The sequence below is a fragment of the Janthinobacterium foliorum genome, from assembly GCF_978021625.1.
Genome location: NZ_CDXDQE010000003.1, coordinates 212,299 through 238,320 on the forward strand (window position 1 = coordinate 212,299; position 26,022 = coordinate 238,320).

General features: G+C 64.0%; 22 protein-coding genes. 18 read left to right on the top strand and 4 right to left on the bottom strand.

What is annotated here, in order from left to right; genetic code table 11:
- Positions 1 to 62 precede the first annotated feature (62 nt).
- Both ACZ92H_RS08430 and ACZ92H_RS08435 read right to left on the bottom strand, forming a co-directional pair.
- A complete protein-coding gene (locus ACZ92H_RS08430; protein WP_465048980.1) occupies positions 63 to 1,373 on the bottom strand; it encodes a PQQ-dependent sugar dehydrogenase in 1,311 nt (436 codons plus the stop codon).
- A 39-nt stretch (positions 1,374 to 1,412) separates the two neighbouring features.
- A complete protein-coding gene (locus ACZ92H_RS08435) occupies positions 1,413 to 1,679 on the bottom strand; it encodes a hypothetical protein (protein ID WP_465048981.1) in 267 nt (88 codons plus the stop codon).
- Positions 1,680 to 1,943: 264 nt separating this feature from the next.
- Here ACZ92H_RS08435 and ACZ92H_RS08440 point away from each other — a divergent pair, with 264 nt between their 5' ends.
- The 11 genes from ACZ92H_RS08440 (at position 1,944) to ACZ92H_RS08490 (ending at position 14,746) form a co-directional block, all read left to right on the top strand.
- A complete protein-coding gene (locus ACZ92H_RS08440; protein ID WP_465048982.1) occupies positions 1,944 to 2,897 on the top strand; it encodes an NAD kinase in 954 nt (317 codons plus the stop codon).
- Between the two features lie 48 nt (positions 2,898 to 2,945).
- Entirely contained in the window at positions 2,946 to 4,613 is a 1,668-nt protein-coding gene (recN, locus tag ACZ92H_RS08445; RefSeq protein WP_465048983.1) for a DNA repair protein RecN, read from the top strand.
- 240 nt (positions 4,614 to 4,853) lie between these two features.
- Positions 4,854 to 5,963: a ferrochelatase gene (gene hemH, locus ACZ92H_RS08450; RefSeq protein ID WP_465048984.1), complete on the top strand. Its 1,110-nt coding sequence runs from the start codon at positions 4,854 to 4,856 to the stop codon at positions 5,961 to 5,963.
- 356 nt (positions 5,964 to 6,319) lie between these two features.
- Positions 6,320 to 6,856 (top strand): nucleotide exchange factor GrpE, encoded by a 537-nt coding sequence (gene grpE, locus ACZ92H_RS08455; RefSeq protein WP_034788734.1) that lies wholly within the window; start codon positions 6,320 to 6,322, stop codon positions 6,854 to 6,856.
- A 91-nt stretch (positions 6,857 to 6,947) separates the two neighbouring features.
- Positions 6,948 to 8,891 (top strand): molecular chaperone DnaK, encoded by a 1,944-nt coding sequence (gene dnaK, locus ACZ92H_RS08460; RefSeq protein ID WP_102292387.1) that lies wholly within the window; start codon positions 6,948 to 6,950, stop codon positions 8,889 to 8,891.
- A gap of 160 nt (positions 8,892 to 9,051) precedes the next feature.
- Entirely contained in the window at positions 9,052 to 10,185 is a 1,134-nt protein-coding gene (gene dnaJ, locus ACZ92H_RS08465) for a molecular chaperone DnaJ (protein WP_102292386.1), read from the top strand.
- A 64-nt stretch (positions 10,186 to 10,249) separates the two neighbouring features.
- Positions 10,250 to 10,918: a carbonate dehydratase gene (can, locus tag ACZ92H_RS08470; RefSeq protein ID WP_131373402.1), complete on the top strand. Its 669-nt coding sequence runs from the start codon at positions 10,250 to 10,252 to the stop codon at positions 10,916 to 10,918.
- Positions 10,919 to 11,081: 163 nt separating this feature from the next.
- The gene (locus tag ACZ92H_RS08475; RefSeq protein WP_465048985.1) at positions 11,082 to 11,966 is read left to right on the top strand and encodes a TauD/TfdA dioxygenase family protein; all 885 of its coding nucleotides are present in this window, start codon (positions 11,082 to 11,084) and stop codon (positions 11,964 to 11,966) included.
- Between the two features lie 35 nt (positions 11,967 to 12,001).
- Positions 12,002 to 13,030 carry an ABC transporter substrate-binding protein gene (locus ACZ92H_RS08480; protein WP_465048986.1) on the top strand — a complete coding sequence of 343 codons (1,029 nt, stop codon included), beginning with the start codon at positions 12,002 to 12,004 and terminating at the stop codon, positions 13,028 to 13,030.
- A gap of 1 nt (position 13,031) precedes the next feature.
- Positions 13,032 to 13,877, top strand: a complete 846-nt coding sequence (locus ACZ92H_RS08485) for an ABC transporter ATP-binding protein (RefSeq protein ID WP_465048987.1) — start codon at positions 13,032 to 13,034, stop codon at positions 13,875 to 13,877.
- Positions 13,874 to 14,746 carry an ABC transporter permease gene (locus ACZ92H_RS08490; RefSeq protein WP_465048988.1) on the top strand — a complete coding sequence of 291 codons (873 nt, stop codon included), beginning with the start codon at positions 13,874 to 13,876 and terminating at the stop codon, positions 14,744 to 14,746. Before ACZ92H_RS08485 ends, ACZ92H_RS08490 begins: the two co-directional genes overlap by 4 nt.
- An 11-nt stretch (positions 14,747 to 14,757) precedes the next feature.
- Here ACZ92H_RS08490 and ACZ92H_RS08495 read toward each other — a convergent pair whose 3' ends face one another.
- Positions 14,758 to 15,645, bottom strand: a complete 888-nt coding sequence (locus tag ACZ92H_RS08495) for an HTH-type transcriptional regulator ArgP (protein WP_465048989.1) — start codon at positions 15,643 to 15,645, stop codon at positions 14,758 to 14,760.
- A 145-nt stretch (positions 15,646 to 15,790) separates the two neighbouring features.
- Between ACZ92H_RS08495 and ACZ92H_RS08500 the strand changes: the two genes are divergently transcribed.
- The 5 genes from ACZ92H_RS08500 to ACZ92H_RS08520 all read left to right on the top strand — a co-directional run bounded on the left by ACZ92H_RS08500 (position 15,791) and on the right by ACZ92H_RS08520 (position 22,370).
- A complete protein-coding gene (locus tag ACZ92H_RS08500) occupies positions 15,791 to 18,256 on the top strand; it encodes a penicillin-binding protein 1A (RefSeq protein WP_465048990.1) in 2,466 nt (821 codons plus the stop codon).
- 4 nt (positions 18,257 to 18,260) lie between these two features.
- Positions 18,261 to 18,884 (top strand): trimeric intracellular cation channel family protein, encoded by a 624-nt coding sequence (locus ACZ92H_RS08505; RefSeq protein ID WP_092796813.1) that lies wholly within the window; start codon positions 18,261 to 18,263, stop codon positions 18,882 to 18,884.
- A gap of 96 nt (positions 18,885 to 18,980) precedes the next feature.
- Positions 18,981 to 20,864 carry a beta-propeller domain-containing protein gene (locus tag ACZ92H_RS08510; protein WP_465048991.1) on the top strand — a complete coding sequence of 628 codons (1,884 nt, stop codon included), beginning with the start codon at positions 18,981 to 18,983 and terminating at the stop codon, positions 20,862 to 20,864.
- Between the two features lie 49 nt (positions 20,865 to 20,913).
- Positions 20,914 to 21,480, top strand: coding sequence for a sigma-70 family RNA polymerase sigma factor (locus ACZ92H_RS08515; RefSeq protein ID WP_465048992.1), 567 nt, complete (start codon positions 20,914 to 20,916; stop codon positions 21,478 to 21,480).
- Positions 21,477 to 22,370 carry a hypothetical protein gene (locus ACZ92H_RS08520; RefSeq protein WP_465048993.1) on the top strand — a complete coding sequence of 298 codons (894 nt, stop codon included), beginning with the start codon at positions 21,477 to 21,479 and terminating at the stop codon, positions 22,368 to 22,370. Before ACZ92H_RS08515 ends, ACZ92H_RS08520 begins: the two co-directional genes overlap by 4 nt.
- A 4-nt stretch (positions 22,371 to 22,374) precedes the next feature.
- On the opposite strand, the gene ACZ92H_RS08525 is transcribed toward ACZ92H_RS08520, so the two are convergent.
- Positions 22,375 to 23,526, bottom strand: coding sequence for an MFS transporter (locus tag ACZ92H_RS08525; RefSeq protein WP_465048994.1), 1,152 nt, complete (start codon positions 23,524 to 23,526; stop codon positions 22,375 to 22,377).
- Positions 23,527 to 23,808: 282 nt separating this feature from the next.
- On the opposite strand from ACZ92H_RS08525, the gene ACZ92H_RS08530 reads away from it, so the two are divergent.
- A complete protein-coding gene (locus tag ACZ92H_RS08530) occupies positions 23,809 to 24,576 on the top strand; it encodes a gamma-glutamyl-gamma-aminobutyrate hydrolase family protein (protein WP_465048995.1) in 768 nt (255 codons plus the stop codon).
- Between the two features lie 67 nt (positions 24,577 to 24,643).
- Positions 24,644 to 26,014 carry a glutamine synthetase family protein gene (locus ACZ92H_RS08535; RefSeq protein ID WP_131373413.1) on the top strand — a complete coding sequence of 457 codons (1,371 nt, stop codon included), beginning with the start codon at positions 24,644 to 24,646 and terminating at the stop codon, positions 26,012 to 26,014.
- The last annotated feature ends 8 nt before the right edge of the window (positions 26,015 to 26,022 follow it).

A 26,022-nucleotide genomic window follows, 5' to 3' on the forward strand; every position in this document is an offset into this window, starting at 1 on the left:
CCATCATGCACGTCCCACCTTCGCGCTTCCGTTCGTTGCGCCACACTGTGGGCGATGGGTGTTCAGCGGGCCGGCGCCACGCGCCAGATGATGTTGCCCACGTCGTCCGCCACCAGCAGGGCGCCTGCCTTGTCGATGGCTACGCCCACGGGCCGTCCCTGCGCCTTGCCGCTCTTGTCCAGGAAACCGCTGACGATATCCTGAGGCGGGCCGCTGGGGACGCCATTGGCGAACGGCACGAAAATGACTTTATAGCCGCTGAAAGGCTTGCGGTTCCACGAGCCATGCTGGCCGATGAAGACGCCATCCCGATACCGCTCCGGCAGCAAGCTGCCCGTATTAAATGCCAGGCCCAGCGATGCTGTGTGGGCGCCCAGCGCATAGTCGGGCGCGATGGCCTTGGCCACCAGGTCGGGTTGCGGCGGCTTGACGCGCGCATCGACGTGCTGGCCGAAATAGCTGTAGGGCCAGCCATAGAAGGCTCCATCCTTGACCGAGGTCATGTAGTCCGGCACCAGGTCGTTCCCCAGTTCGTCGCGTTCATTGACGGCCGTCCACAGGGTGTTTGTCCTGGGTTCCCAGCCCATGCCATTCGGGTTGCGCAATCCCGTCGCGTACACGCGCGCCTTGCCCGTCGCGCGTTCGAAGCGCCAGATGGCGGCGCGGCCATCTTCGGCCGACATGCCGTTCTCGCCCACGTTGCTGTTCGAACCGACGGAGACATATAAAAATTTGCCATCGGGACTGGCGATGACGTTCTTGGTCCAGTGGTGGTTGATGGGTCCGCCGGGCAAATCCATGACCTTGGCGCCCTGCGCCGTGATGGCCGTCTGCCCTTCCTCATACGGGAAGCGCAGCAGCGCATCGGCATTGGCGATGTACAGGTCCTTGCCCACCAGGGCCATGCCGAACGGCGAATTCAAGCCTTGCAGGAAGACACTGCGCGTCTGCGCCACGCCGTTCGCATCGATGCCGCGCAGCAGGGTGATGCGGTTGGCGCTGGGCGTGGCGGCACCCGCTTTTTTCATCTGCATCTGCATGATGGCGCCCTTGATGCCCTTGCTGTCTTCCGGTTTCGGCGGGGCATTCGTTTCCGTCACGAGCACGTCGCCATTCGGCAAGACGTACAACCAGCGCGGATGGTCGAGGTCGCGCGCATAAGCCTGAATGGCCAGGCCGGCGGCGACGAACGGGCGCTGGGCGGCCGTCCAGCGCTGCACGGGGGCAACGTTCACAGTCGGCAGCAACTGCTTCTCGGGCGCCGGCAGCATGGGTTGCGGGCCGAAGCCGACGGGCATGGCGGGCGCCTGGGCGTGGGCGATGGGGACGCTGCAGGCAGCGGCCAGCAGGAACAAACAGACGTAACGGTGCATGGCGTACTCCAGGACAGTAGCGTTGCGTGACAGTTGGACTCAGCGCGCTTTCTTTGGTTCCAGCTGCGCGCCGGGACGGGCTTGTTGCGGCGCGGCGGGCTTGACCTTTTCCACTCCCGGCTGGGCGCGGCTGTCCGTGTCGACCAGGCCTTGCTCCAGGTCGCTGGCGGCCTGCTGCATCACCTTGCGCGGGCGCACATTTTGCGCGTCGGGCGACTCGTCGCGCTCGTGCGGCAGGCGGTCGACGCCGTCATTTTTGACCTTTGCATCGGTATTGATCTTGCGCTCGCTGTGCTGGGTAACCATATGGCCTCCTGAGGGGAAAGAATGACGTGCTGCCAGTGTCCCGTCGCCAGGACACGCAGGCAAGTGGATTTGTCGGCGCACGGAGCGCTGGCGCACGCATGGACGATTCTTTTTCTGCGCTACACTGCGGCAACACTGATAAACGCCCCTTGCAGGCGCACGGCAGCCGCACTATACTGTGCATATATACAGTATCATGCGATGCCGGCGTGCGACGCGACAGCCTGGGGCGACTTGCCACCGAATTTATTTGCCGAGATTTTTATGCCCGTCGAAAAACACGCCGAAACGCCAGCAGCCAGTTCGCCAGCCCCGGGACAGCCGTTCAACCTGGGTGCCAAGACCATCGCCCTGGTCGTGCGCCAGAATACGGACGGCATTGCCGAACCCGTCAAAAGCATCGTTGATTTCCTGCAGGTGCTCGGTCACACCGTCGTGTTCGAGGCGGAGACGGCCGCGCATCTGGATTTCCCCGGCGTGCGCGCCATGTCGCCCGCCGAGATCGGCGCCGCGGCCGATTGCGCCATCGTCATGGGCGGCGATGGCACCATGCTGGGCATCGCCCGCCAGCTGGCGCCATTCGACGTGCCTTTGATCGGTATCAATCAAGGGCGACTGGGCTTCATGACGGACATTCCGCTGGAGCGTATGCTGCCCGTGCTGGCGCAAATTCTCGGCGGGCGCTTCAAGGCCGAGCGCCGCACCTTGCTTGAAGGCAGCGTGCTGCGTGACGGCGAGTCGATCCACGTGGGACTGGCCGTCAACGATGTCGTCGTCTCGCGCGGCGGCGGCGCCGGCATGGCGGAATTGCGCGTCGAAGTCGATGGGCATTTCATGTACAACCAGCGGTCGGATGGCCTGATCATTTCCACGCCCACGGGCTCGACCGCATACTCGCTGTCGGCCGGCGGCCCGCTGCTGCACCCGACCCTGGGCGGCATCGTGCTCGTGCCGATCGCCCCGCACGCGCTGTCGAACCGTCCCATCGTCCTGCCCGACTCCAGCCAGATCGTGGTGGAAATCGTGCGCGGACGCGATATCAGCGTCAATTTCGACATGCAGACGTTTGCCAGCCTGATCCAGCAAGACCGCATCCTCATTCGCCGTTCGCCGCACACGATTACCTTCCTGCATCCGGAAGGGTGGAGTTACTACAACACCCTGCGTGAAAAACTGCACTGGAACGAGTATCCGTCGGGCGAGGGCAAGCTCAGTTAATCCGTTTCTCCATGCTAACCCGCGGTGCGCCGCCTAACCACAGAAGCCATGCTCCATACACTGTCCATCCGCGATTTTGTCATTGTCGATACCATTGAACTGGAATTTTCCGCTGGCTTCAGCGTGCTGACGGGCGAGACGGGCGCCGGCAAGTCCATCCTCATCGATGCGCTGACCCTGGCGCTGGGCGGGCGCGGCGACGCCAGCGTGGTGCGCGAAGGCGCGGCCAAGGCCGACATCACGGCCGACTTTTCCGTCAGCGAGGTGGCGCAGGCATGGCTGGTGGCCAATGAATTCGCCAACGACGATGGCGGCGCCCTGCTGCGCCGCGTGATCGACAATGCGGGCCGTTCAAAAGCGTATATCAACGGCATCCCCGCCACGGCAGCGCAGCTGCGCGAACTGGGCGACATGCTGGTCGACATCCACGGCCAGCATGCGCACCAGTCGCTGCTGAAAAGCGAAGCGCAGCGGGCCCTGCTCGATGGCCAGGCAACGGCGCGCGAAGCGGGCGCGGAACAGGATGCGCGGCAGGTGGCGGCGCTGCACAAGCGCTGGCGCGCCCTCGTGCGCCAACGGGAAGAATTTGAAACGAATGCCGCCAACGTGCTGTACGAGCGCGAGCGCCTGGAATGGCAGGTGGGCGAGCTGGAAAAACTGGCCGCCAAGCCCGGCGAGTGGACGGACATCACGAACGAGCACAGCCGCCTGTCGCACGCGGCCAGCCTGCTGGAAGGGGCGCAGGAAGCCTTGTCCCTCATTTCCGAGTCGGAAGACCATCCCATCGTCTCGCAGCTGTCGGGCCTGAACCAGAAGCTGGGCAAGCTGGTTTCCGTGGATGCGGAATTGCAGCCGATCGTCGACCTGATCGAATCGTCGCGCATCCAGCTGCAGGAAGCCGTGTATGCGCTGAACAATTACCTGGACCGGGTCGAGCTGGACCCGGAACGTTTGCACCAGCTCGACGCGCGCATGGAAGCCATGCACAGCACGGCCCGCAAGTTCCGCGTCACGCCGGAAGAGTTGCCTGAGGAACACGCCAAGCTGTCGGAGAAGCTGCAGCACCTGGCCGACGCTTCCGATATCGAAGGCTTGCTGCGCCAGGAAGCGAAGATCGAGGCGGAATACCGCGCCGTGGCCGAACGCCTGTCCGCCACGCGGCGCGCCGCCGCGCTGGAATTGGGCCAGGCCGTCACGCGCGCCATGCAGGAACTGAGCATGACGGGCGGCAGTTTCGAAATTGCCCTGAACCCTTGCGAACCGGCCGCGCATGGCCTGGAGCAAGTGGAGTTCCTCGTCGCCGGCCATGCGGGCACGGCGCCGCGCTCCCTGGCGAAAGTCGCGTCCGGCGGCGAACTGGCGCGCATTGCACTGGCCATCTCCGTCATCACCTCGCATGCCACCACCACGCCGACCCTGATCTTCGACGAAGTCGACAGCGGCATCGGCGGCGCCGTGGCCGAAGTGGTGGGACGCCTGCTGAAACGCCTGGGACAAGGGCGCCAGGTGCTGTGCGTGACCCATTTGCCACAAGTGGCCAGCCAGGCGAATCAACATTTTCAGGTGGCAAAAAGCACCCTGGACAACGGCAAGACGGCCTCGCGCATCGACATGCTCGATGCCAAGGCTAGAGTGGAAGAAGTGGCGCGCATGCTGGGCGGTCTGGAAATCACGGCCACCACGCGCAAGCATGCGCGCGAACTGTTGGCGATCTAAGCACCGTCGCACCCCCGGGGTCAGACCCCCGGATGTGTTGGCGCTGAGCTTGATGTCGGCGGCATGGCGGGTCTGCCCCCAGCCTTTGCTGGCGGGGTAATCGTGTCAACAGCCATCGTGCTCCGAATATGTCCGCGATAAGCTTGACGTCAGCGGCATCGAGGGTCCGGCCCTGTACCGGCGTTGACGTAATGAAACTATAATGGCTGGCTATCTGTCCACCGTTTTCTAAGAGCCTTCATGTCCTTTCAAACAGAACCTCCGTACACGCATGGCAGCATCGACCGCAGCGCCGTGGTGCTGGTCAACCTGGGCACGCCCGATGCACCCACCACGTCGGCCGTGCGGCGTTACCTGAAACAATTCCTGTCGGACCCGCGCGTGGTGGAAATTCCCCGCGCCATCTGGTGGTGCATCCTGCACCTGATCATTCTGCCGTTCAGGTCAAGCCAGTCGGCCAAGAAATACGCGTCCATCTGGACGCGTGACGGTTCGCCCCTGAAAGTGCACACGCAACAGCAGGCGAAACTGCTGGCAGGGGCGCTGGCCGAGCGGGGCCACGATGGCGTGACGGTGGCCATGGCCATGCGCTACGGTTCGCCTTCCTTGCCCGAGGTGCTGGCCCGGCTGAAAAACGAGGGTTGCGAGCGCATCGTCATCCTGCCTGCCTATCCGCAATACTCGGGCACGACGACGGCGTCCATCTACGACGCCGTATTTGGCCATTACGCCACCGTGCGCAACGTGCCGGAGCTGCGTTTCATCAAGCAGTATCACGAGCACGACACATATATCGATGCCTTGCGCGATTCCGTGCTGAACCACTGGGAAGCGCATGGCCGGCCGGAAAAACTGGTGATGAGTTTTCACGGCGTGCCCAAGCGCACTTTGCTGCTGGGCGACCCATATCACTGCCAATGCCTGAAAACGGCGCGCCTGCTGGCGGAAAAGTTGAAACTGAATAAGGATCAATACGTGGTGACCTTTCAGTCGCGCTTTGGCAAGGCCGAGTGGCTGCAGCCGTACACGGCGCCCACCCTGGTGGCGCTGGCCCAGCAGGGCGTCAAGCGCGTCGACCTGCTGTGTCCGGGCTTTACCAGCGACTGCCTGGAAACGCTGGAAGAGATCGCCATGGAAGCGAAGCACGATTTCGAGGCGGCCGGCGGCCAGCACTTCCATTACATCGCGTGCCTGAACGAAACGCCAAAGTGGATCGCGGGCCTGGCGGAAATTGCCGAGCAGCACATGATCGGCTGGCCGACGATGAAGACGGCGGCGCAGCGCGCGGCCGACCAGCACGATGGCGAGCAAGCCCGCGCGGCGGCCCTGGCCTTGGGCGCGGCGCAGTAGGATTCGTATTGTTTTGTCATGTTAAGCCGCGCTTGCGCGGCTTTGTCATTTCGGGCGCGGGCAAGTGGTTTGCCAAATAGCAACATCTTCAGTGGCAATGGCTGGAGCGGGGCTGGTAGAATGCCGGCTTCGCTGGGGATGCCCGCTGCATCAACGGGGCACAGGCCATAGGGCGCGCACGGCTCGCTGCCCGAAATGGGAAGTGATTTGTAATAAGCTGTAACATTGGCTGACGTAAACCTTGGCGCCCGCGCCGATACCCCTTGAAACAGTAGGATATAGCCCCATCTGCCGGTTAGTGTTGTAAAGATGTATAGACTAACTTATTTAAGCCATTGATTGTAGGAGCTTTCTAGATGCAAGATCAGGAAAACCAAGCTGTACCTAATCCGCAAGCGGACGCCGCGGCGACTGCCCCATCGACTCCCGCAGAGCCAACTTTGGAAGAGCAGCTGGCGAGTACCGAAGCGCGTCTGGCAGAAATGCACGATGCCTTCATGCGCGCCAAGGCCGATGGAGAAAATATCCGCCGCCGCGCGCAGGAAGATGTTGCTAAAGCGCATAAATTCGCAGTGGAAAGCTTCGCCGAAGCCATGGTGCCCGTCAAGGACAGCCTGGAAACGGCGCTGACGGTGGAAGCACCGACGATCGAGTCGCTGAAGGAAGGCGTCGAAATGACCCTGAAACAGCTGAACGCCGCATTTGAGCGCAACCGCCTGGTGGAAGTACTGCCAGTGCAGGGCGAGAAGCTCGATCCGATGAAACACCAGGCCGTTGCCGTGGTGCCGGCGGAACAGGAAGCCAATACCATCGTATCAGTCTTGCAAAAGGGCTATATGATTGCGGACCGCCTGTTGCGTCCAGCCATTGTGACTACCGCGCAAGCAAAATAATCAGAGGGCGGCATCAAGCAAGCCTTGAAACCATGCCGCTTTGCCACATATAAGAACCATCTGAAATCTAGCAAATAAAAGGAAAAAAATCATGGGTAGAATTATCGGTATCGATCTGGGAACCACGAATTCCTGCGTTTCCATCATGGAAAACGGTCAACCAAAGGTAATCGAAAACGCTGAAGGCGCACGCACGACGCCATCGATTATTGCTTATCAAGAAGATGGCGAAATTCTCGTCGGCGCACCGGCGAAACGCCAGGCGGTGACCAATCCGAAAAACACGCTGTACGCAGTGAAGCGTTTGATCGGTCGCAAGTTCGACGAAAAAGAAGTGCAAAAAGACATCGCGCTGATGCCGTACCAAATCATGAAAGCCGACAACGGCGATGCATGGATCGGCGTACGCGACAAGAAACTGGCACCGCCACAAATTTCGGCGGAAGTGCTGCGCAAGATGAAGAAAACGGCAGAAGACTACCTCGGTGAAGAAGTCACCGAAGCCGTCATTACCGTGCCTGCGTACTTCAACGACTCGCAGCGCCAGGCAACCAAGGATGCCGGCCGTATCGCTGGCCTGGACGTCAAGCGCATCATTAACGAGCCAACCGCGGCAGCGCTGGCCTTCGGCCTGGACAAGGCTGAAAAAGGCGACCGTAAAATCGCCGTGTATGACTTGGGTGGTGGTACGTTCGACGTGTCGATCATCGAAATCGCCGATGTAGATGGCGAAAAACAATTTGAAGTGCTGTCGACCAACGGCGATACCTTCCTGGGCGGCGAAGACTTCGACCAACGCGTCATCGATTACATCATCGACGAGTTCAAGAAGATCAACGGCATCGATCTGAAAAAAGATCCGATCGCTCTGCAGCGCATCAAGGCTTCGGCCGAGCGCGCGAAGATCGAGCTGTCGTCGTCGCAACAGACCGAGATCAACGAGCCGTACATCGCCATGGCGAATGGCGCACCGGTCCACTTGAACCTGAAGATGACCCGCGCCAAGCTGGAGTCGCTGGTGGAAGAGCTGATCACGGCCACGATGGAGCCATGCCGCACCGCCATCAAAGACGCTGGCGTGAAAGTGTCGGACATCGATGACATCATCCTGGTCGGCGGTATGACCCGTATGCCGAAGGTGCAGGAAAAAGTGAAGGAATTCTTCGGCAAGGATCCACGCAAGGACGTGAATCCGGATGAAGCCGTCGCCGTGGGCGCAGCGATCCAGGGTTCGGTCCTGTCGGGCGAACGCAAGGACTTGCTGTTGTTGGACGTTACTCCTCTGTCCCTGGGTATTGAAACCCTGGGCGGCGTGATGACCAAGATGATCCACAAGAACACGACGATTCCGACCAAGTTCAGCCAGGTCTTCTCGACGGCCGACGACAATCAGCCTGCGGTGACCATCAAGGTCTTCCAGGGTGAGCGCGAAATCGCCGCCGGCAACAAGGGTCTGGGCGAATTCAATCTGGAAGGCATCCCGCCAGCAGCACGCGGTACGCCACAGATCGAAGTGACCTTCGACATCGACGCCAACGGCATCTTGCATGTCGGCGCGAAAGACAAGGCCACCGGCAAGGAAAACAAGATCACGATCAAGGCCAATTCCGGCTTGACCGAGGCGGAAATCCAGAAGATGGTGAAAGACGCCGAGTTGAACGCGGAAGAAGACAAGAAGGTCAAAGAATTGGCCGAGTCGCGCAACCAGGCCGATGCTCTGGTACACTCGACCCGGAAATCCTTGACCGAATACGGCGACAAGCTGGAAGCGGGCGAGAAAGAGAAGATCGAAGCGGCAATCACCGACCTGGAAGCAAGCATCAAGGCCGGCGACAAGGCTGAGATCGACGCCAAGGTGGAAGCACTGTCGACCGCATCGCAGAAACTGGGCGAAAAAATGTACGCCGACATGCAAGCGCAGCAAGCTGCCGGCGGCGCGGAAGGTGCACAGCAAGCTGCTGGCGCATCCGATGCAGGCGCCAAGCAAGACGACGTTGTCGACGCTGACTTCAAAGAAGTCAAAGACAGCAAGTAATTGTCTTGCGCTCCCGTCACCGGGGGCAGCCGGGCTGAACGCTACATCGCGGGATTAGCCGCGAAGACCGGCCGAGCCGAGTCGTTGCCCAGTGCAGCACTCGACTCGGCTTTTTCGTGTAATTTTTACATCAGTAGATAGACTGCAAGGTGCCGACAACATGGCAAAGCGTGATTTTTACGAGACACTCGGTGTCGCAAAAAATGCTTCGGAAGAAGAGATCAAAAAGTCTTACCGTAAACTGGCGATGAAATACCATCCGGACCGCAATCCGGATAGCAAGGAATCGGAAGAAAAGTTTAAGGAAGTCAAAGAAGCGTACGAGATGCTGACCAATCCGGAGAAGCGCGAGGCGTATGACCGCTATGGTCACGCCGGCGTGGACCCGAACATGGGCGGCGGTGGCGGCTTCGGCGGCGGTGCTGGCGGCTTTGCCGACAGCTTCGGCGATATCTTCGGCGACATCTTTGGCGGTGGCGGTGGACGTAGCCGCAATGCCGGTCCGCAGGTGTACCGTGGCGCCGATTTGCGTTACAACCTGGAAATTACACTGGAGCAAGCTGCGCACGGCTTCGACACGACTATCCGCGTGCCGAGCTGGGACAAGTGCGATACCTGCCACGGCAGCGGCGCCAAGCCAGGCACGTCGCCGACCACCTGCGGTACCTGCGGGGGCCACGGCCAGGTGCGCATGCAGCAAGGTTTCTTCAGCATCCAGCAAACCTGCCCGAAATGCCATGGCAGCGGCAAGGTCATCACCGACCCCTGCACGCCATGCGGCGGCGCGGGGCGCATCAAGCGCAACAAGACGCTGGAGGTGAAGATACCAGTCGGTATCGACAACGGCATGCGTATCCGTTCGTCCGGCAACGGCGAACCGGGCACGAATGGCGGTCCGTCGGGCGACCTGTATGTGGAAATCCACATCAAGCCGCACGCCGTGTTCCAGCGCGAAGGCGATGACCTGCATTGCGAAATGCCGATTTCGTTTACCAAGGCAGCATTGGGCGGTGAAATCGAAGTGCCGACCCTGAACGGCAAAGTGTCGTTCACGATCCCGGAAGGCACCCAGTCGGGCAAAACCTTCCGCCTGAAAGGCAAGGGCATCAAGGGCGTGCGCTCCGGCTACGCTGGCGACCTGTTCTGCCACGTGGCGATCGAAACCCCCGTCAAGCTGACGGAGAAACAGAAAGACCTGCTGCGCGAGTTCGAGAAATCGACGACCGAAGGCGGTGCCAAGCACAGCCCGCAGAGCAAGACCTGGAAAGACAAGGTCAAGGATTTCTTCGAGTAAGCACACGTAATACCATGCGCCGGGATGCTCACACATCCCGGCGTTTTTTTTAAGGAAATAAATCATGAGCGAAGTGAAAAGCGGCGCAGCCCTGTCGGAGTTACTGGAGCGCAACCAGCGCTGGGCCAGTTCGATGGTGGAAAAGAACCCGGACTACTTCAAGAACCTGGAAGCCCAGACCTCGCCGGAATACCTGTGGATCGGCTGTTCCGACAGCCGCGTGCCCGCCAACGAATTGCTGGGCATGCCGCCGGGCGATGTCTTCGTGCACCGTAACGTCGCCAACGTGGTGGTCCACTCCGACTTGAACTGCCTGTCCGTGCTGCAATTTGCCGTCGACGTACTGAAAGTCAAACATGTCATCATCGTCGGCCATTATGGCTGCAAGGGCGTGCATGCGGCCTTGACGGGCACGCGCATCGGCCTGGTCGACAACTGGCTGCGCCACGTGCAGGACGTGGGCCAGAAACACGAGCGTTACCTGGGCGATGTGCTGAGCAGCCGCGAGCGCAGCGACCGTCTGTGCGAGCTGAACGTCGCCGAACAGGTCGTCAACGTCTGCCAGACCACCATCGTGCAGGATGCCTGGGAACGGGGCCAGGACGTCAGCGTGCATGGCTGGGTGTATGGCTTGAAGGATGGCGTGCTGAACGATCTGGGCGTGACCATCACCCGGCGCGACGAGCTGGCGCCGCGCATGGCGGCCTGCCTGGCCCGCTACGACGCGGCGTAAGCGGCCACGTCGCAGAACGGGGCGGCCGGCTGCACCGGTCGTCCGGGCCGTGCACGGATTGCAGTGCCCTGCATCGGCCGCATATCCATATAGTAAATGCTTCGTTTGCAACGGCGGCAAGCCGGCATACAGTGAACTTCCCTCGTTCACTGATGAAGCCACCATGTCGGCCGTCCTCAAAATCCCGCTCACCGCCAGTTCGTTCCAGATCGACACGTTCGATGCGCCCCTCGGTGCGCAAGTGCTGGGACTGGACCTGGCGCAGCCCTTGTCGCTGGGCGACTTCCAGCGCCTGCACCATGCTCATCTCGACCATCACGTGCTGGTGTTCCGCGACCAGCACATCACGCCGCGGCAGCAGGTCGATTTCAGCCGCCGCTTCGGCCCCCTGCAGATCCACGTGCTGCGCCAGTTCCAGCTGCCGTCGCAGCCGGAAGTGCTGATCATTTCGAATATCGTCGAGGATGGCCAGCCCATCGGCCTGGGCGACGCGGGCCACTTCTGGCATTCCGACCTGTCGTACAAGGAAGTGCCCAGCCTTGGCTCCATGCTGCACGCGCAAGAGTTGCCGGACGAGGGCGGCGATACCGTGTTTGCCAACATGCACCTGGCGTGGGAAAGCTTGCCGGCCGCGCTGCGCCATGTCGTGCGCGGCGCGCGTGCCGAGCACAGTTACCTGAGCCAGTATGAGGAATTGCGCCGCCGCAATCCATGGCGGCCCGCGCTGACGCAGGCGCAGATCGAGGAAGTCACGCCCGTCACCCATCCCGTCGTGCGCGTGCATCCGGAAACGGGACGCCGCGCCCTGTTCGTCAGCGAACACTTCACCACGCGCATCGTCGGCTTGCCCGACGATGAAAGCCGCGCCGTGCTCGACGAACTGTTCGCCCACAGCGTGCGCCCGGAGCACCTGTATGTGCACCGCTGGCAGCCGCATGACCTGGTGTTCTGGGATAACCGCTCGCTGATGCACCTGGCCACGGGTTGTCCGCCGGACCAGCGCCGAAAACTCTACCGCACCACCATCGAAGGCGATGCGCCGTACTGATTTTTTTTCCCGCAGTTTGACCCCAAGGAGTGTCCATGTTGCCGATCTTTGCCTGTGCCCGCCCGCGCCGTTTTCTCGCCACTCTCGCCATGCTGTGCGCCGCAGGCATGGCGGCCAGCATGGCCCGGGCCGAAGGACAGATCCGCATCGCCGGCCAGCATGGCATCACTTTTCTTTTGCTTAATATTGCACAGGAACAGAAGCTGATTGAAAAGCATGGCAAGCAGCAGGGCGTGGACGTGAAAGTCGAGTGGATCACCCTGTCGGGCGGGCCCGCCATCAACGATGCGCTGTTGTCGGGCAATATCGATATTGCGGGAGCCGGCCTGGGGCCGCTCCTGACCATCTGGGACCGCACGAAAGGCCGGCAGAATGTGCGCGGCGTGGCTTCGCTGGGCAATTTTCCCTACTATTTGATCAGCAACAATCCCAAGGTGAAAACCCTGGCCGACTTCACGGACAAGGACCGCATCGCCTTGCCCGCCGTCTCCGTGTCCGTGCAGGCGCGCATCCTGCAAATGGCCGTGGCGAAACAGTGGGGTGACAAGGAATACGCGCGCCTCGATAAGATCACGCAAACCTTGCCGCACCCGGATGCGGCGGCCGCCATCATCGCGGGCGGCACGGAGTTGAGTGGCCACTTCGGCAATTCACCGTTCCAGGAGCAGGAGCTGGCGCAAAACCCGAATGCGCACATCGTGCTCGATTCCTACACGGTGCAGGGCGGACCCAGCTCGTCGACCCTGCTGTATGCGACGGAGAAATACCGCAAGGACAATCCGAAAACCTACCGCGCCTTCATCGCCGCCCTGGCGGAAGCGGCGCAGTATGCGAGCAGCCATCCGCAAGGCGCGGCCGACATCTATATCAAGGTGAACAAGAGCAAGGTAGACCGCCATCTGCTGTTGAAAATCTTTGCCAATCCGCAAGTGCAATTCAAGATCGCCCCGCAAAATACGTATGGCCTGGCGCAATTTTTACACCGCGTAAATGCCATCCGCAACCTGCCCGACAGCTGGCGCGATTATTTCTTTGACGACCCGGCCATCACGCAAGGAGGCTGAAATGCACGCACCCGCTTTTCACCTGGTGCGCCCGCCCGCCGCGGTGGCGCCCTTGCTCAGCGTAAAGAATGTCAGCCTGGAATACCAGACGGAACAGCGCACAGTGCGCGCCACGCATGATGTCAGTTTCGACGTCTTCCGTGGCGACCGTTTCGTCTTGCTGGGACCATCCGGCTGCGGCAAGTCGTCCCTGCTGAAAGCCGTGGCCGGCTTCATCGCGCCGCGCGCGGGCAGCATCGCCATGCAGGGCGTTCCCATCAGCAAGCCGGGGCCGGACAGGGTCGTCGTGTTCCAGGAATTCGATCAGTTGCCGCCCTGGAAAACCGTGCTGGAAAATGTCATGTTTCCTTTATTGGCCAGCAAGCGGCTCGACAAGATGGCGGCCCGCGAGCGCGCCCAGCACTGGATCGCCAAGGTGGGCCTGGCCGGTTTCGAGGATGCGCATCCGCATACCTTGTCGGGCGGCATGAAGCAGCGCGTGGCCATCGCCCGCGCCCTGGCCATGCAGCCGGAAGTGCTGCTGATGGACGAGCCGTTTGCCGCCCTCGACGCCCTGACGCGGCGCAAGATGCAGGAAGAGCTGAGCCGCTTGTGGGAAGAGCTGCGTTTTACCCTCGTGTTCGTCACGCATTCGATCGAGGAAGCGCTGGTGGTGGGCAACCGCATCCTGCTGCTGTCGCCCCATCCGGGCCGGGTGCGCGCCGAGTTGAACAGCCATCAGTTCGGCTTGCACAGCGCGGGCAGCGCGGAATTCCAGGCTGCCAGCAGCCGCATCCATGGCTTGCTGTTCGACGAGGAGGCCGTTGCCGTCCCGCCGGCACAGACGGCGCAGCGGGAGGCCGTATGAACGTGCTGCTGGAACCGCCGATCCGCCAGGAGTGCGTGTATGCGGCGCCGCCGCCGTCCGGCGTGGCCGTCGAGCGGCCGCTGTCGCGCTGGCAGCGTTTGCGCCAGCACGCGTTGTGGCGCAAGGTCGGCATTTTGCTGGGACTGGCCCTGCTGTGGGAAGGGGCGGCCCGCTGGACGCACAACGATTTATTGCTGCCCGGTTTACTGCAGACGGCGCAGGCGTTTATCGACGGCATCGCCAGCGGTGAGTTGCTCACGCGCACGGCCGCTTCCCTCGTCGTCTTGCTGCAAGGCTATGCGGTGGGCGTGCTGGCCGCCTTCGTGCTGACCTTGCTGGCCGTGTCCAGCCGCCTGGGGCGCGATTTATTGGAAACCTTGACGGCCATGCTCAATCCCTTGCCGGCCATTGCCCTGCTGCCGCTGGCCTTGCTGTGGTTCGGCCTGGGGCGCGCCAGCCTGATCTTCGTCATCGTGCACTCCGTAATGTGGCCGCTGGCCCTGAATACCTACGCGGGCTTCCAGGGCGTGCCCGACACCCTGCGCATGGCGGGGCGCAACTATGGCTTGAACGGCTTGCGCCTGGTGCTGCACATCCTCGTGCCGGGCGCCTTGCCGTCCATCGTCTCGGGCCTCAAGATCGGCTGGGCCTTTGCCTGGCGCACGCTGATCGCCGCCGAGCTGGTGTTCGGCACCACCTCGGGCCAGGGCGGCCTGGGCTGGTACATCTTCCAGAACCGCAACGAGCTGTACACGGACAAGGTCTTCGCCGGGCTGGCAGCCGTGATCGTCATCGGTTTGCTGGTGGAAAACATCGGCTTTCGCAGCCTGGAGCGCGTCACCCTGAAACGCTGGGGCATGCAGCGATAGTGGCTTGATCGTTATTTCAGCATCGTGCGCGCCGCCGCGATGATCTGCCGCGACAGCTGCTCCAGTCGCGGCGACTGCACCTTCCACGTGTGCCAGTACAGGGCCACGTCGGCCGGCGTCTTCGGCGTGAGCATTTCCACCAGCTCGCCATCCGCGTTTGCCTTCAACAACAGTTCGGGCACCATGCCGTAGCCGAGTCCATAGCGGATGGCGTTGAAGTGCGAGGTGGCGCCGGGCACGTAATGGCAGGGGTAGGCGCCTTCGGGCAAGCCCAGCGCCTCTTGCAGGAACGACGACTGCAAGGTGTCCTTGCGCGTGTAGGCGACGACAGGCGCCGTGCGCGCCGCCTTGCGCGTCAGGCCATGCGCGAACCACTGCTGGCGGAACGCGGGCGTGGCCACCAGCCAGTAGCGCATCACGCCCAGCGGCTCGGCCGTGCAGCCGCGCATGGGTTTCGCTTCCGTGCTGATGCAGCCGATGGCCATGCCCGTCTCCAGCAAAGTATAGGTGTGGTTCTGGTCTTCCACGGTCAAGTCCAGCAGCACGCGCTCGCGGATCAGCACCTCGGACAGGGCGGGAAAGAACCACGTGCCCATGGAATCGGCGTTCAGCGCCAGCACCAGGGTCAGCGGGGCATCCTGCTGCACCGCCAGTTCCGCTTCCAGATCCGCTTCCAGCAGTTTGGCCCGTTTCAGGTACTGCATCAGGCGCTGGCCCATGCGCGTGGCGCGCGCGGGACGGCTGCGCACGATCAAGGCGTTGCCCAGCTGGCTTTCCAGCGCCCGCACGCGCTGGGAAATGGCGGGCGACGTCAGGTGCAGCTGCAGCGCCGCCTGCTCGAAACTGCCCGTTTCGACGACGGCGCGGAACGCTTCCGTGTGCTTGGGATTCAGGTTCATGGTGCGCGCCTAACATAAGAAAAATTTATCAATACTAAATAATACTTACTTTTGATAAGGATAGGTGTGTTGCAGTGCACAATGCTTCTTTGATGGAGTGCCGCGCGCCCGCGCGCCGCCTCCTGGTAGCAAAGGAATAAGCAATATGGAAACGCACGATACGGCGCAAGACGGTGAAAAAGACGGCGTAAAAGACAGCGCCACGACCAGCGCGCGCAAGCGGCCATCGGCGCTGGCGCGCAAGCTGAAATTCGGCCTGGGACTGACGCTGGGCCTGGGCTTGTCCGCCGCGCTGGCGGGCGGCTACTGGCTGCGCCAGGCGTGGCAGGACCTGCCCGCCGTCGAGCACCTGGCCCAGTACAAGCCCGCGCTGCCGCTGCGGATACTCTCCAGCGAAGGCGAGCTGCTGGCCGAATACGGCGAAGAGCGCCGCGAATTCCTGCCCTTGAAGGATATCCCGCTGCGCATGCGCCAGGCCTTGCTGGCCATCGAGGATGCGCGTTTCTACGAGCACGGCGCCGTGGACTTCTATGGCCTCACGCGCGCCACCCTGGCCAACGTCGTCACGGGCCACCACGCGCAGGGCGCCAGCACCATCACCATGCAGGTGGCGCGCGATTTCTTCCTGTCGCGCGAAAAGACCGTGCAGCGCAAGCTGACGGAGATGCTGCTCGCCTACAAGCTGGAACAGCACTACGGCAAGGACAAGCTGCTGGAGCTGTACATGAACCAGATTTACCTGGGCGAGCGCTCCTACGGTTTTTCCGCCGCCTCGAACATTTATTTTGACAAGCCGCTGGCGGACGTGAGCATCGCCGAAGCGGCCATGCTGGCCGGCTTGCCGAAAGCGCCGTCGGCCTATAACCCCGTCGCCAATCCGCAGCGCGCCACCGTGCGCCAGCACTACATCCTGCAGCGCATGCGCGAACTCGGTTACATCACGCCGGCCGAATACGCTGCCGCCGTGGCGGAAAAACTGGCCTTGAACAAGGACCGCAACAGTTCCGTGCACGCGGCCGCGTATGCGGTGGAAGAAGCGCGCCAGCTGATCCTGCAAAGCTACCCGGAAGGGGCCTACAGCATGGGCCTGGACGTGACGACCACCATCCGCATGGCGCCGCAGCGCGCGGCCGACAAGTCGCTGCGCGACGGCTTGCTGAACGCGCAGGCGCGGCGCGGCTATCGCGGCCCGGAAGCGCGCCTGGCCGCCTCCGCGGACAGCGTGGCGCGCCAGCTGGCCGCCTACCCGGACAGCGGCGAACTGCGCGCCGCCCTGGTGCGCAAGGTGGAGAACGGCGGCGCGCGCCAGGTCACGGCGCAGCTGCGCAATGGCGAGGAGATCGTGCTGACGGCATCGGATGCGCGCCTGGGCGGCAAGCTGCAGTGGGATGGCAAGCGCGCCATCGTCGCAGGCAGCGTGATCCGCGTGGTGCATGACGCGGCGAAAAACCGCTGGCTGGTGAGCCAGCTGCCGGAGATGGAGGGCGCGCTCATTTCCGTCGATGCGCACAGCGGCGAAATCGTCGCCATGGCGGGCGGCTTCGATTTCTACCGCAACCACTACAACCACGCCACGCAAGCCTACCGCCAGCCCGGATCCAGCTTCAAGCCCTTCGTGTATTCGGCGGCGCTGGAGAAGGGCTACTTCCCTGGCACGGCCGTGGATGACACGCAGCGCTTGCTGCTGCCGCAGGAAACGGGCGCGCAGCCGTGGCGTCCGCGCAATTACGGCAATAACTATGAAGGCTTCATCAGCGTGCGGCGCGGCCTGGTGCGCTCGAAAAACCTGGTGGCCGTCAGCCTGATGCAGGCGGCGGGGCCCGGCTACGTGCAGCACTACGCGACGCGCTTCGGCTTCGAGAGCGCGCGCAATCCCGTCTCCTTGCCGCTGGCGCTGGGTGCGGGCGCCGTCACGCCGCTGCAGCTGGCGCAATCGTATGCCGTGTTTGCGAACGGCGGCATGCAGATGCCGCCAAAGCTGATCAAGGAAGTGCGCAGCCGCAGCGGCGCCGTGCTGTTCAGCGATGCGGCGCCACGCGCCAAGGGGGGCACCCAGGTCATCTCCACGCGCAATGCCTACGTCATGGACAGCATGCTGCGCGACGTCGTCAAGAGCGGCACGGGGCGCGGCGCGCTGGCGCTGGGACGGAGCGACGCGGCCGGCAAGACGGGCACCTCGAACAATGCCTATGACGCCTGGTTCGCCGGCTATTCCTCGGGCCTCGTCTCCGTCGTGTGGCTGGGCTACGACCAGCCGAAAAGCCTGGGCAACGCCACGGGGGGCACCCTGGCGCTGCCCGTCTGGCGCGACTACATGCAGGTGGCCGTGCAGGGCCGCCGCGAACAGGTGCTGGCCGAACCGCAGGGTCTGGCCCTGCTCGACGGCGACTACGTGTATGCCGAATACCTGGCCGGCGACTGCCTGCAGGACAGCCATGCCTTCATCCACAGCAGTGTCAGCTGCGGCAGCGGCAGCCCTGGCGGCATTAACGCCGACACGCGCCTGGCCAACGGCGAGGAGCGCGGCACCGGCAGTACGGGCCACGAGGCGCGCGCGCTGAGCGAAGCGCGCGAACGCGAACAAATTCTCAAATCATTTTCGGAAGAGTAAGACCATGCTGTTATATACGATTTACCTGGTGGCGATCGTCGCCGAAGCGATGTCCGGCGCCATCATGGGCATGCGGCGCGGCATGGACCTGTTTGGCATCTGCATGATCGGCACCGTCACGGCGCTCGGCGGCGGCACCATCCGCGACGTGCTGCTGGGGCACTACCCGCTGGGCTGGATCGCGCATCCCGAATACCTGCTGTTCACGGTGGGCGCGGCCGTCGTCACGGCCGTGGTGGCGCGCTACCTGCACCACCTGCGCACGGTGTTCCTGCTGGTCGACGGTCTGGGCCTGGTGGCGTTCTGCGTGATCGGCTGCGACATCGCCATGTCGGCCAAGATGCACCCGGCCATCGTCGTGCTGGCGGGAATGATCACGGGCGTCTTTGGCGGCCTGCTGCGCGATATCCTGTGCAACCAGATTCCGCTGGTGCTGCAGCGCGAAGTGTATGCCACCGTCGCCCTGTTTACGGGCAGCCTGTATGTCGGCCTGCTGTACTTCAAGGTCGACAGCTCGGTGGCGCAGCTGGCGTCGATCGGCGCCGGCTTCCTGTTCCGTTTCCTGGCCCTGCATTTCGAGTGGCGCCTGCCGAATTTTAACGGCGACCGCATTCGCGGCTTTGAATAAGGCGGCAGTTTCCAAAATATTTTCACGCGCTTTTAACCCCTTCTTTTCCGCTGCCGCGTTTCATGTCGGACACCCCAGCCAACCGGAGAAGCAGCGATGTCCAGCGCCATCAAGATCACCGTGATACTGACCCTGCTGCTGTCGGCAGGCTGCCATGCCGCCGGCACGGCGCCGCGCACGACCCTGGCGCCATTCGCCAGCGAGCAGGCCCTGAGCGCCTACCTGCAGCAGCTGCGGGCGCGCCAGGCGGCGCTGCTGCTGAATCAGCAGAAACTGCAGCGCGCCACGGCGCAGTACATGGCGGCGCCACCGCCGGCGCCGCCGGCCGCGCCCATGGCGGCAAAAGCGGCACCGGCAGCATCGGCGGAGGCGGCCGAATCGGTCACCAATGTGCAGACGGCAGGCGTGGACGAAGGCGGCATCGTCAAGCTGCATGGCAAGCACCTGGTGATGCTGCGGCGCGGCAAGCTGTTTACGGTGGCGGTGGGCGGCAATGCCCTGCAGCCCGTGTCGTCGCTCGACGCGTTCGCCCCCGGCAGCGATCCGTCCGGCAGCTGGTATGACGAGATGCTGATCGACGGCGACACGCTGGTGGTGATCGGCTACAGCTACAGCCGCGGCGGCACGGAAATCGGCCTGTTCGACATCCACGGGGACGGCACGCTGGCCTACCGCTCCACCTATCACCTGCGCTCGAATGATTATTACTCCTCGCGCAATTACGCCAGCCGCCTGGTCGGCAGCAAGCTGGTGTTCTATTCGCCCTTGTCGCTGGACTTGCGCCGTGGCGACCCGTTCGGCGGCTTTCCCGCGCTGCGCCGCTGGCGTCCCGACGCCGTGCCATCGGACTTCAAGCGCATCGCCCCGGCCACGCGCATCTACCGCACCGACGAGGAACCGGAACCAGGTACCCGTCCGGCCCTGCACACGGTCACCGTGTGCGACCTGGCGCAGCGCGACATGCGCTGCGAAGCCACCGCCGTCATGGGGCCGCAGGGGCGCGTGTTCTACGTCTCGGGCGAATCCGTGTACGTGTGGACGACGCGCCGCGGCAGCGATTCGGGCCTGTTTCGCATCCCCCTCGACGGCAGCGCGCCCAGCGCCCTGAAAGTGGCCGGCGCCCCCGTCGACCAGTTCTCGTTCCTGGAAAGCGCTGACGGCCACCTGAACGTGCTGCTGCGCGCCGAAGGCCAGGGCGACGCCATGTGGGATGGCGCGCGCGGACGCGGCGACATGGCCCTGCTGCGCGTGCCGCTGGCGTCGTTTTCCGATGGCCGCGACAGCGCGCCGGCCGGCAGCTACCAGGCGCTGCCCGGTGGCGGCGGCTATGGTCTGCAGAACCGCTACGTGGGGCCATATCTGTTGTACGGCAATCCGGGCAATGCCGGGCGTCGCCAGGCCGACCAGGCCTGGCCGTGCCAGCCCTTGCATGCCGTGCGCTGGGCCGATGGGGGCAGCGCGCAATCCTTGGCCCTGCCGCATGGCGTGGAGCGCATCGAGGCGCTGGGCGAGGACGCCGTGGTGATCGGCGCGCAGGGCAGGGATCTGCACTTCAGCAGCATCCGCCTGGGTCGCCAGGCGGCGATCGCCGCGCGCTACATCCGTGCCGATGCGGCGCAGGGCGAGTCGCGCAGCCACGGCTTTTTCTACAAGCCGCAAACGGCGGGCGAGGGCGTGATCGGCCTGCCCATCCTCGCTGCGGACGCGCGGCCAGGCTTGAACCGTTCATCCGCTTCCGTGCTGTACCTGCAAAGCAGCGGCCTGCAATTGAGGGAACTGGGCGCGCTGGCGGCGCGGGCCGGTCAGCCAGTGGACGACGGCTGCCGCGCCTCCTGCGTGGACTGGTACGGCAATGCGCGGCCGCTGTTCCTGCAGGGGCGCATCTTCGCCCTGCTGGGCTACGAACTGGTGGAAGGCGCGCTGCAGGACGGCCAGGTCCGCGAAGTGCGCCGCATCAGCTATGCGCCTGCCGCACGCTGACGGAGCACGGAAATTGGCGCTGCCGCGTAGTTCGGCTACACTGGTTCGCATGCCCGACACTTTACTCACCGCGACGGATGAAGAGCTGATGCTGCGCTACGGCGCCGGCGACCTGGCGTCGTTCCGCGAATTGTACCGGCGCCATAGCCAGGGCCTGTACCGTTTCGTGGCCTGGCGCGCGCCGCGCCGCGCGTGGGTGGACGAGATCGTGCAGGATGCGTGGGCCAGCCTGCACGCGGCGCGCACGGGCTATCAGCCGCAATCGGCATTTCGCACCTATCTGTACCAGATCGCGCGCAACCGCCTGATCGACCTGCTGCGCCAGCGGCAAGGGCAGGAACAGGCGGAAACGGGCGAGCTGGCGGACGACGGCGCCTCGCCGCTGCAGTCGCTGGAGCAGAAACGGCAGCACGCGCTGCTGCATGCGGCGATCGCGGCGCTGCCGGCCGAGCAAAAGGAAGCGCTGGTGCTGCAGCAGTTCAGCGGCATGAGCATCCAGGATATCGCCGTGGTGACGGGGGCGGAAGCGGAAACCGTCAAGAGCCGGCTGCGCTACGCCATGCAGAAGCTGCGGGCGGGACTGGACAGTGCCAATGGCGCGGGAGGACAGGCATGAATACGCACAATCAAGATAACGACGGACGGGACGACGAGGAATTGAACGCGCTGCTGGCCAGCCTGCCGCAGCCGGCGCCTTCCAGCGCGCTCGATGCGGCCATCCTGGCCGATGCGGAAAAGGCCTTGCACAAGCCGGCAGCGGCCAACGACAGCGCCGATGGCGTGCTGCGCACCCTGCCGGCGAAAAAGGCGCCCGACTACCTGCAGCGCTGGCGTATCCCGCTGGGCCTGGCCGCCGCCGTGCTGCTGACGGTAAACCTGATCGGCGTCGAGTGGTTTGGCTCGAAGCCGGCGCAATTTCCCGTGGTGGGAGAGCCGGCCACGCAGCACGTGATGCCAGCACCAGTTGTCGCATCAACAGCCGCATCAACAGCCACATCAACAGCCACATCAACGGCCACATCAACGGCCGCACCGGCTGCGGCGCCTGCGGCCGAAGCCCCGGTGTCGCCAGCGCCCTTGCCGGCACCGCGCGCGCTGGCAAAGATGGCCCCCAGGCCGCCGGAGCAGGCCGAGCCGGCGCCGGCGCCTGCCGTGCGGCCAGAGCCCCTGCCGACGGCGAGCGTGCCGATTGCGCCTCCTGCACCGCCGCCCCCGCCGGCGCCGGCCGCGGCGATGGAGCTGCCCATGCAGGCCGAATCTAGCCTGCAGCGCCAGGCGCCCGTGCCGCGCGCACTGGCCATGCCCGCTGCCGTTGCCGCACGCGCCGCGCCGCTGCCGCCGCCGGCAAAACTGGACGCTTCCGTGTGGCTGGTGAAGATCGACGCCCTGCTGAAAGCGGGCGAGGGCGCGCTGGCGCAGGAGGAGTGGGCCGCGTTCCGGCAGGCGTATCCCGATTATCCGGTGGCCGAGGAGCTGCGCCAGCGGCTGGAAAAAATCCGGAAGTAGCGCGCTACACGATCCCCTTTTTGCGCTCCCACACGGCGCTGCCGACGAAAATGGCGGCGCACACCCACATCACGGCCGGCAGGGCGTTCACGCCCACGGATTGCATCAGCACGCCCGTCAGCAGGGGGCCGCCGCCGCTGGTGACGCCCCAGGTGGCGTTGACGATGGCGCTGGCGCTGGCGCTGGTCAGCGACAGGCCCGTAAACCGTTCGCCGCAGGCCACCAGCGCCAGCATGTAAATGCCGCCCGCTGCCGCGCCCAGCAACAGCAGCAGGGTCCACCACAGCCAGGGCGTGCCGACGGCGAACGGCAGCAGCGGCAGCAGCAGGCAGACGGCCACGCCGCAGCCTGCATGCACCCTGGCGCGGCCGAAGCGGTCGGCCATCCAGCCCAGCGCGAACTGCAGGCCCGTGTCGCCCACCAGCACCACGGTGGCCGACAGCAGGGCCAGTTCAGTGCCGATGCCGTGCTCCATCGCGTACAGGGGCAGCAGGCTCAAGGCCAGCGTGTCGAACAGGGCGAAGAAGGCGGCGCCCAGCACGATCATCGGCATGCGCGGCAGGATCAAGGTCCATTTCACGCCATGCTCTTCCGGCTCGCGTTCCGGGCCGCTGTTCGAGATCAGCATCAGGCCAGGCACGGCCAGCAAAAACAGCAGGCCGCAGGCGGCGAAGCTCCAGCTGATCTTGTCGTTGAACAGCGCCACGAGGGCGGGGCCGATCAGCTGGAAAAACGTAAAGCTGGTGGTGTACATGGCCACCACGCGTCCCCGTGAATTGTCGGGCGCCAGGCGGTTGACCCACGCCTCGCCGATGGTAAACAGCACGCCCATGGCACCGCCGAACAGGAAGCGCAGCACGCTCCATGCCAGCAGGTGGTCGGTACACTGCATGGCGATCGTCGCCAGCGCGGCCACCCAGACGGCGCCCAGCATGGTGGCGCGCGCGCCGAAGCGTCCCACCCAGCCCGAGACGAATGGCGAGGCGGCCAGGATGCCCAGGGCGCTGACGGCCGTGATCATGCCGATGATGTCCGTGCCCACCCCGCGCTGGTGCAAGGTCAGCGCGGTGAGCGGCATGGTGGCGCCCAGGCCGAGGCCCACCACGCCGATGCTGACGACGAGGGCGAAGAAATCACGCCATGGCATGTGCTTCATGCTGGCCTCCGCGTGGGAGAAAACAGGGCCGGGGTGGTGGGGAAGTGGTGTGGATGCATGTGAAAAAGGGGACTTTGCCTGCGGCGCTGGTGTTTGGCGCCGGACGGGCATATGATGATTTAATAAAGGCAATATTGCAAAGCCGTAGTGTAGGCGATGTGTGCCACCGCTGGCCACGCTCATCCGTGTGGCCGCTGCCTGCGGCTGTGCTGTACAGTGAAGCGAGCGGCAGCGCTGTCATGGCGCTGTCATTGGATCGTCACGCCAGCGAGGTAGCACTCTATGCGCCGTCCCATCGTTCTCGTCCCCGCCTGCCAGCGCCAGCTTGGCAGCCATGCCTGGCACATGGCGCAGGACAAATACCTGCACGCCGTGCTGCACGGCGCCGGCTGCCTGCCGCTGCTGCTGCCCGCTTTGGGAGCGGAGGCGGACCTGGAAGCGGCGCTGCAAGTGGCCGACGGCGTCATGCTGACCGGCTCCGCCTCGAACGTCGATGCGCGCCTGTATGGCGAAGACATCCTGTTTCCCGACCTGCCGCAAGACCCCGCGCGCGATGCCACCACCTTGCCCCTGATCCGTGCCGCGCTGGCGCGCCAGCTGCCCCTGCTGGCCATTTGCCGCGGCTTCCAGGAAGTCAACGTGGCGCTGGGCGGCAGCCTGCACCAGGCCGTGCACGCCGTGCCGGGCATGCAGGACCACCGCGAAAACGTGCTCGATCCCTTGGCGCGCCAGTACGCGCCCGCGCACCGCATCAAGTTGATGCCGGACGGGATGCTGTCACGCCTGCTGGGCGGCGAAACTGACATGCTGGTCAATTCCCTGCATGGCCAAGGCGTGGCGCGGCTGGCCGACGGCTTGCTGGTGGAAGCCCTGGCCGACGACGGCCTGGTCGAAGCGTATAGCGTGGCCAGCGCCGCCGGTTTTACGCTGGCCGTGCAATGGCACCCGGAGTGGCAGGTGGAAGACAATCCGCACTCGATGCGGCTGTTTGGCGCCTTCGGCCAGGCGTGCCGCGATTACCAGGAACAGCAGCACAGAAAGAAAGAATGACAGGCGCGCCGCAGGGGCAGCATGCGGCGCTTGATCAGGAAAAGCGCAAGACCAACGAGAGGGAAACATGGCAATACGCGAAAATTTCACCTATACGGACATGGATTTGTGGCTCAATGAAAAGCGCGTCACGGAAATCGAATGCCTGGTCCCCGACCTGACCGGCGTGGCGCGGGGGAAGATCCTGCCGCGCGGGAAATTCACCCAGGAGCGGGGCATGCGCATCCCGGAAGCGGTGCTGGGCATGACGGTGACGGGCAATTATCCGGTCGACGATGGCGGCTATGACCGCGCCATTTCCAGCACCGACCGCGACATGATTTTAAAGGCCGATCCCACCACCATCACCATGGTGCCGTGGGCCACGGACCCCACCGCGCAGGTCATCCACGACTGCTATTTCGCCGATGGCATGCTGGTCGATTTCGCTCCAAGATCCGTGCTGCGGCGCGTGCTGAAACTGTATGCGGACAAGGGCTGGAAACCCGTCGTGGCGCCCGAGCTGGAGTTCTACCTGACAGCGAAGAACACGGACCCTGACCTGCCCCTGAAACCGCCCATCGGCCGCAGCGGGCGGGCCGAAACCAGCCGCCAGGTGTACAGCATCGACGCCGTCAACGAGTTCGACCCGCTGTTCGAGGATATCTACGATTACTGCGAGCTGATGAACCTGGACGTCGATACCCTGATCCACGAGATCGGCGCGGGACAGATGGAAATCAACTTCCTGCACGGCGACCCGCTGGGCCTGGCCGACAAGGTGTTTTTCTTCAAGCGCACCCTGCGCGAAGCGGCCCTGAAGCACGATATGTACGCCACCTTCATGGCCAAGCCCATGGCGGGCGAGCCGGGTTCCGCCATGCACGTGCACCAGAGCGTCGTCGACGCGAAGACGGGTTTGAACATCTTCAGCAACGAGGACGGTTCGGCCGCGCCCATCTTCAAGCATTACATCGCGGGGCTGCAGCGCTACATGCCGTCGGCCATGGCCATCGTCGCGCCGTATGTGAATTCCTACCGCCGCATCGTGCGCCACACGGCCGCGCCCATCAACATCCAGTGGGGCCTGGACAACCGCACGGTGGGCTTCCGCGTGCCGGAATCGGGCGTGCAGGACCGGCGCGTGGAAAATCGCATCATCGGCGCCGACGCGAATCCTTACCTGGCCCTGGCCGTCACCCTGGCCTGCGGCTACCTGGGCATGACGGAACAGCTGGAAGCGACGCCGATGATGGTGGGCAGCGCCTACGACCTGAAATTCGAGCTGCCGCAAGGCTTGCCCGAAGCGCTGCAAGCCCTGCGGGCGGAAGACAAGCTGCGCACGGTGCTGGGCGAGCGCTTCATCGACGTGTATGCGGCCATCAAGGACCTGGAGCACCGCGAATTCATGACCGTCATCAGCCCATGGGAGCGCGAACATCTTCTGCTCCACGTTTAAGAAAGGAT

Coding starts and splice junctions, on each gene's coding strand:
- ACZ92H_RS08430 (WP_465048980.1), bottom strand. CDS start 1,373: ATGCACCGTTACGTCTGTTTGTTCCTGCTGGCCGCTGCCTGCAGCGTC.
- ACZ92H_RS08435 (WP_465048981.1), bottom strand. CDS start 1,679: ATGGTTACCCAGCACAGCGAGCGCAAGATCAATACCGATGCAAAGGTC.
- ACZ92H_RS08440 (WP_465048982.1), top strand. CDS start 1,944: ATGCCCGTCGAAAAACACGCCGAAACGCCAGCAGCCAGTTCGCCAGCC.
- recN (WP_465048983.1), top strand. CDS start 2,946: ATGCTCCATACACTGTCCATCCGCGATTTTGTCATTGTCGATACCATT.
- hemH (WP_465048984.1), top strand. CDS start 4,854: ATGTCCTTTCAAACAGAACCTCCGTACACGCATGGCAGCATCGACCGC.
- grpE (WP_034788734.1), top strand. CDS start 6,320: ATGCAAGATCAGGAAAACCAAGCTGTACCTAATCCGCAAGCGGACGCC.
- dnaK (WP_102292387.1), top strand. CDS start 6,948: ATGGGTAGAATTATCGGTATCGATCTGGGAACCACGAATTCCTGCGTT.
- dnaJ (WP_102292386.1), top strand. CDS start 9,052: ATGGCAAAGCGTGATTTTTACGAGACACTCGGTGTCGCAAAAAATGCT.
- can (WP_131373402.1), top strand. CDS start 10,250: ATGAGCGAAGTGAAAAGCGGCGCAGCCCTGTCGGAGTTACTGGAGCGC.
- ACZ92H_RS08475 (WP_465048985.1), top strand. CDS start 11,082: ATGTCGGCCGTCCTCAAAATCCCGCTCACCGCCAGTTCGTTCCAGATC.
- ACZ92H_RS08480 (WP_465048986.1), top strand. CDS start 12,002: ATGTTGCCGATCTTTGCCTGTGCCCGCCCGCGCCGTTTTCTCGCCACT.
- ACZ92H_RS08485 (WP_465048987.1), top strand. CDS start 13,032: ATGCACGCACCCGCTTTTCACCTGGTGCGCCCGCCCGCCGCGGTGGCG.
- ACZ92H_RS08490 (WP_465048988.1), top strand. CDS start 13,874: ATGAACGTGCTGCTGGAACCGCCGATCCGCCAGGAGTGCGTGTATGCG.
- ACZ92H_RS08495 (WP_465048989.1), bottom strand. CDS start 15,645: ATGAACCTGAATCCCAAGCACACGGAAGCGTTCCGCGCCGTCGTCGAA.
- ACZ92H_RS08500 (WP_465048990.1), top strand. CDS start 15,791: ATGGAAACGCACGATACGGCGCAAGACGGTGAAAAAGACGGCGTAAAA.
- ACZ92H_RS08505 (WP_092796813.1), top strand. CDS start 18,261: ATGCTGTTATATACGATTTACCTGGTGGCGATCGTCGCCGAAGCGATG.
- ACZ92H_RS08510 (WP_465048991.1), top strand. CDS start 18,981: ATGTCCAGCGCCATCAAGATCACCGTGATACTGACCCTGCTGCTGTCG.
- ACZ92H_RS08515 (WP_465048992.1), top strand. CDS start 20,914: ATGCCCGACACTTTACTCACCGCGACGGATGAAGAGCTGATGCTGCGC.
- ACZ92H_RS08520 (WP_465048993.1), top strand. CDS start 21,477: ATGAATACGCACAATCAAGATAACGACGGACGGGACGACGAGGAATTG.
- ACZ92H_RS08525 (WP_465048994.1), bottom strand. CDS start 23,526: ATGAAGCACATGCCATGGCGTGATTTCTTCGCCCTCGTCGTCAGCATC.
- ACZ92H_RS08530 (WP_465048995.1), top strand. CDS start 23,809: ATGCGCCGTCCCATCGTTCTCGTCCCCGCCTGCCAGCGCCAGCTTGGC.
- ACZ92H_RS08535 (WP_131373413.1), top strand. CDS start 24,644: ATGGCAATACGCGAAAATTTCACCTATACGGACATGGATTTGTGGCTC.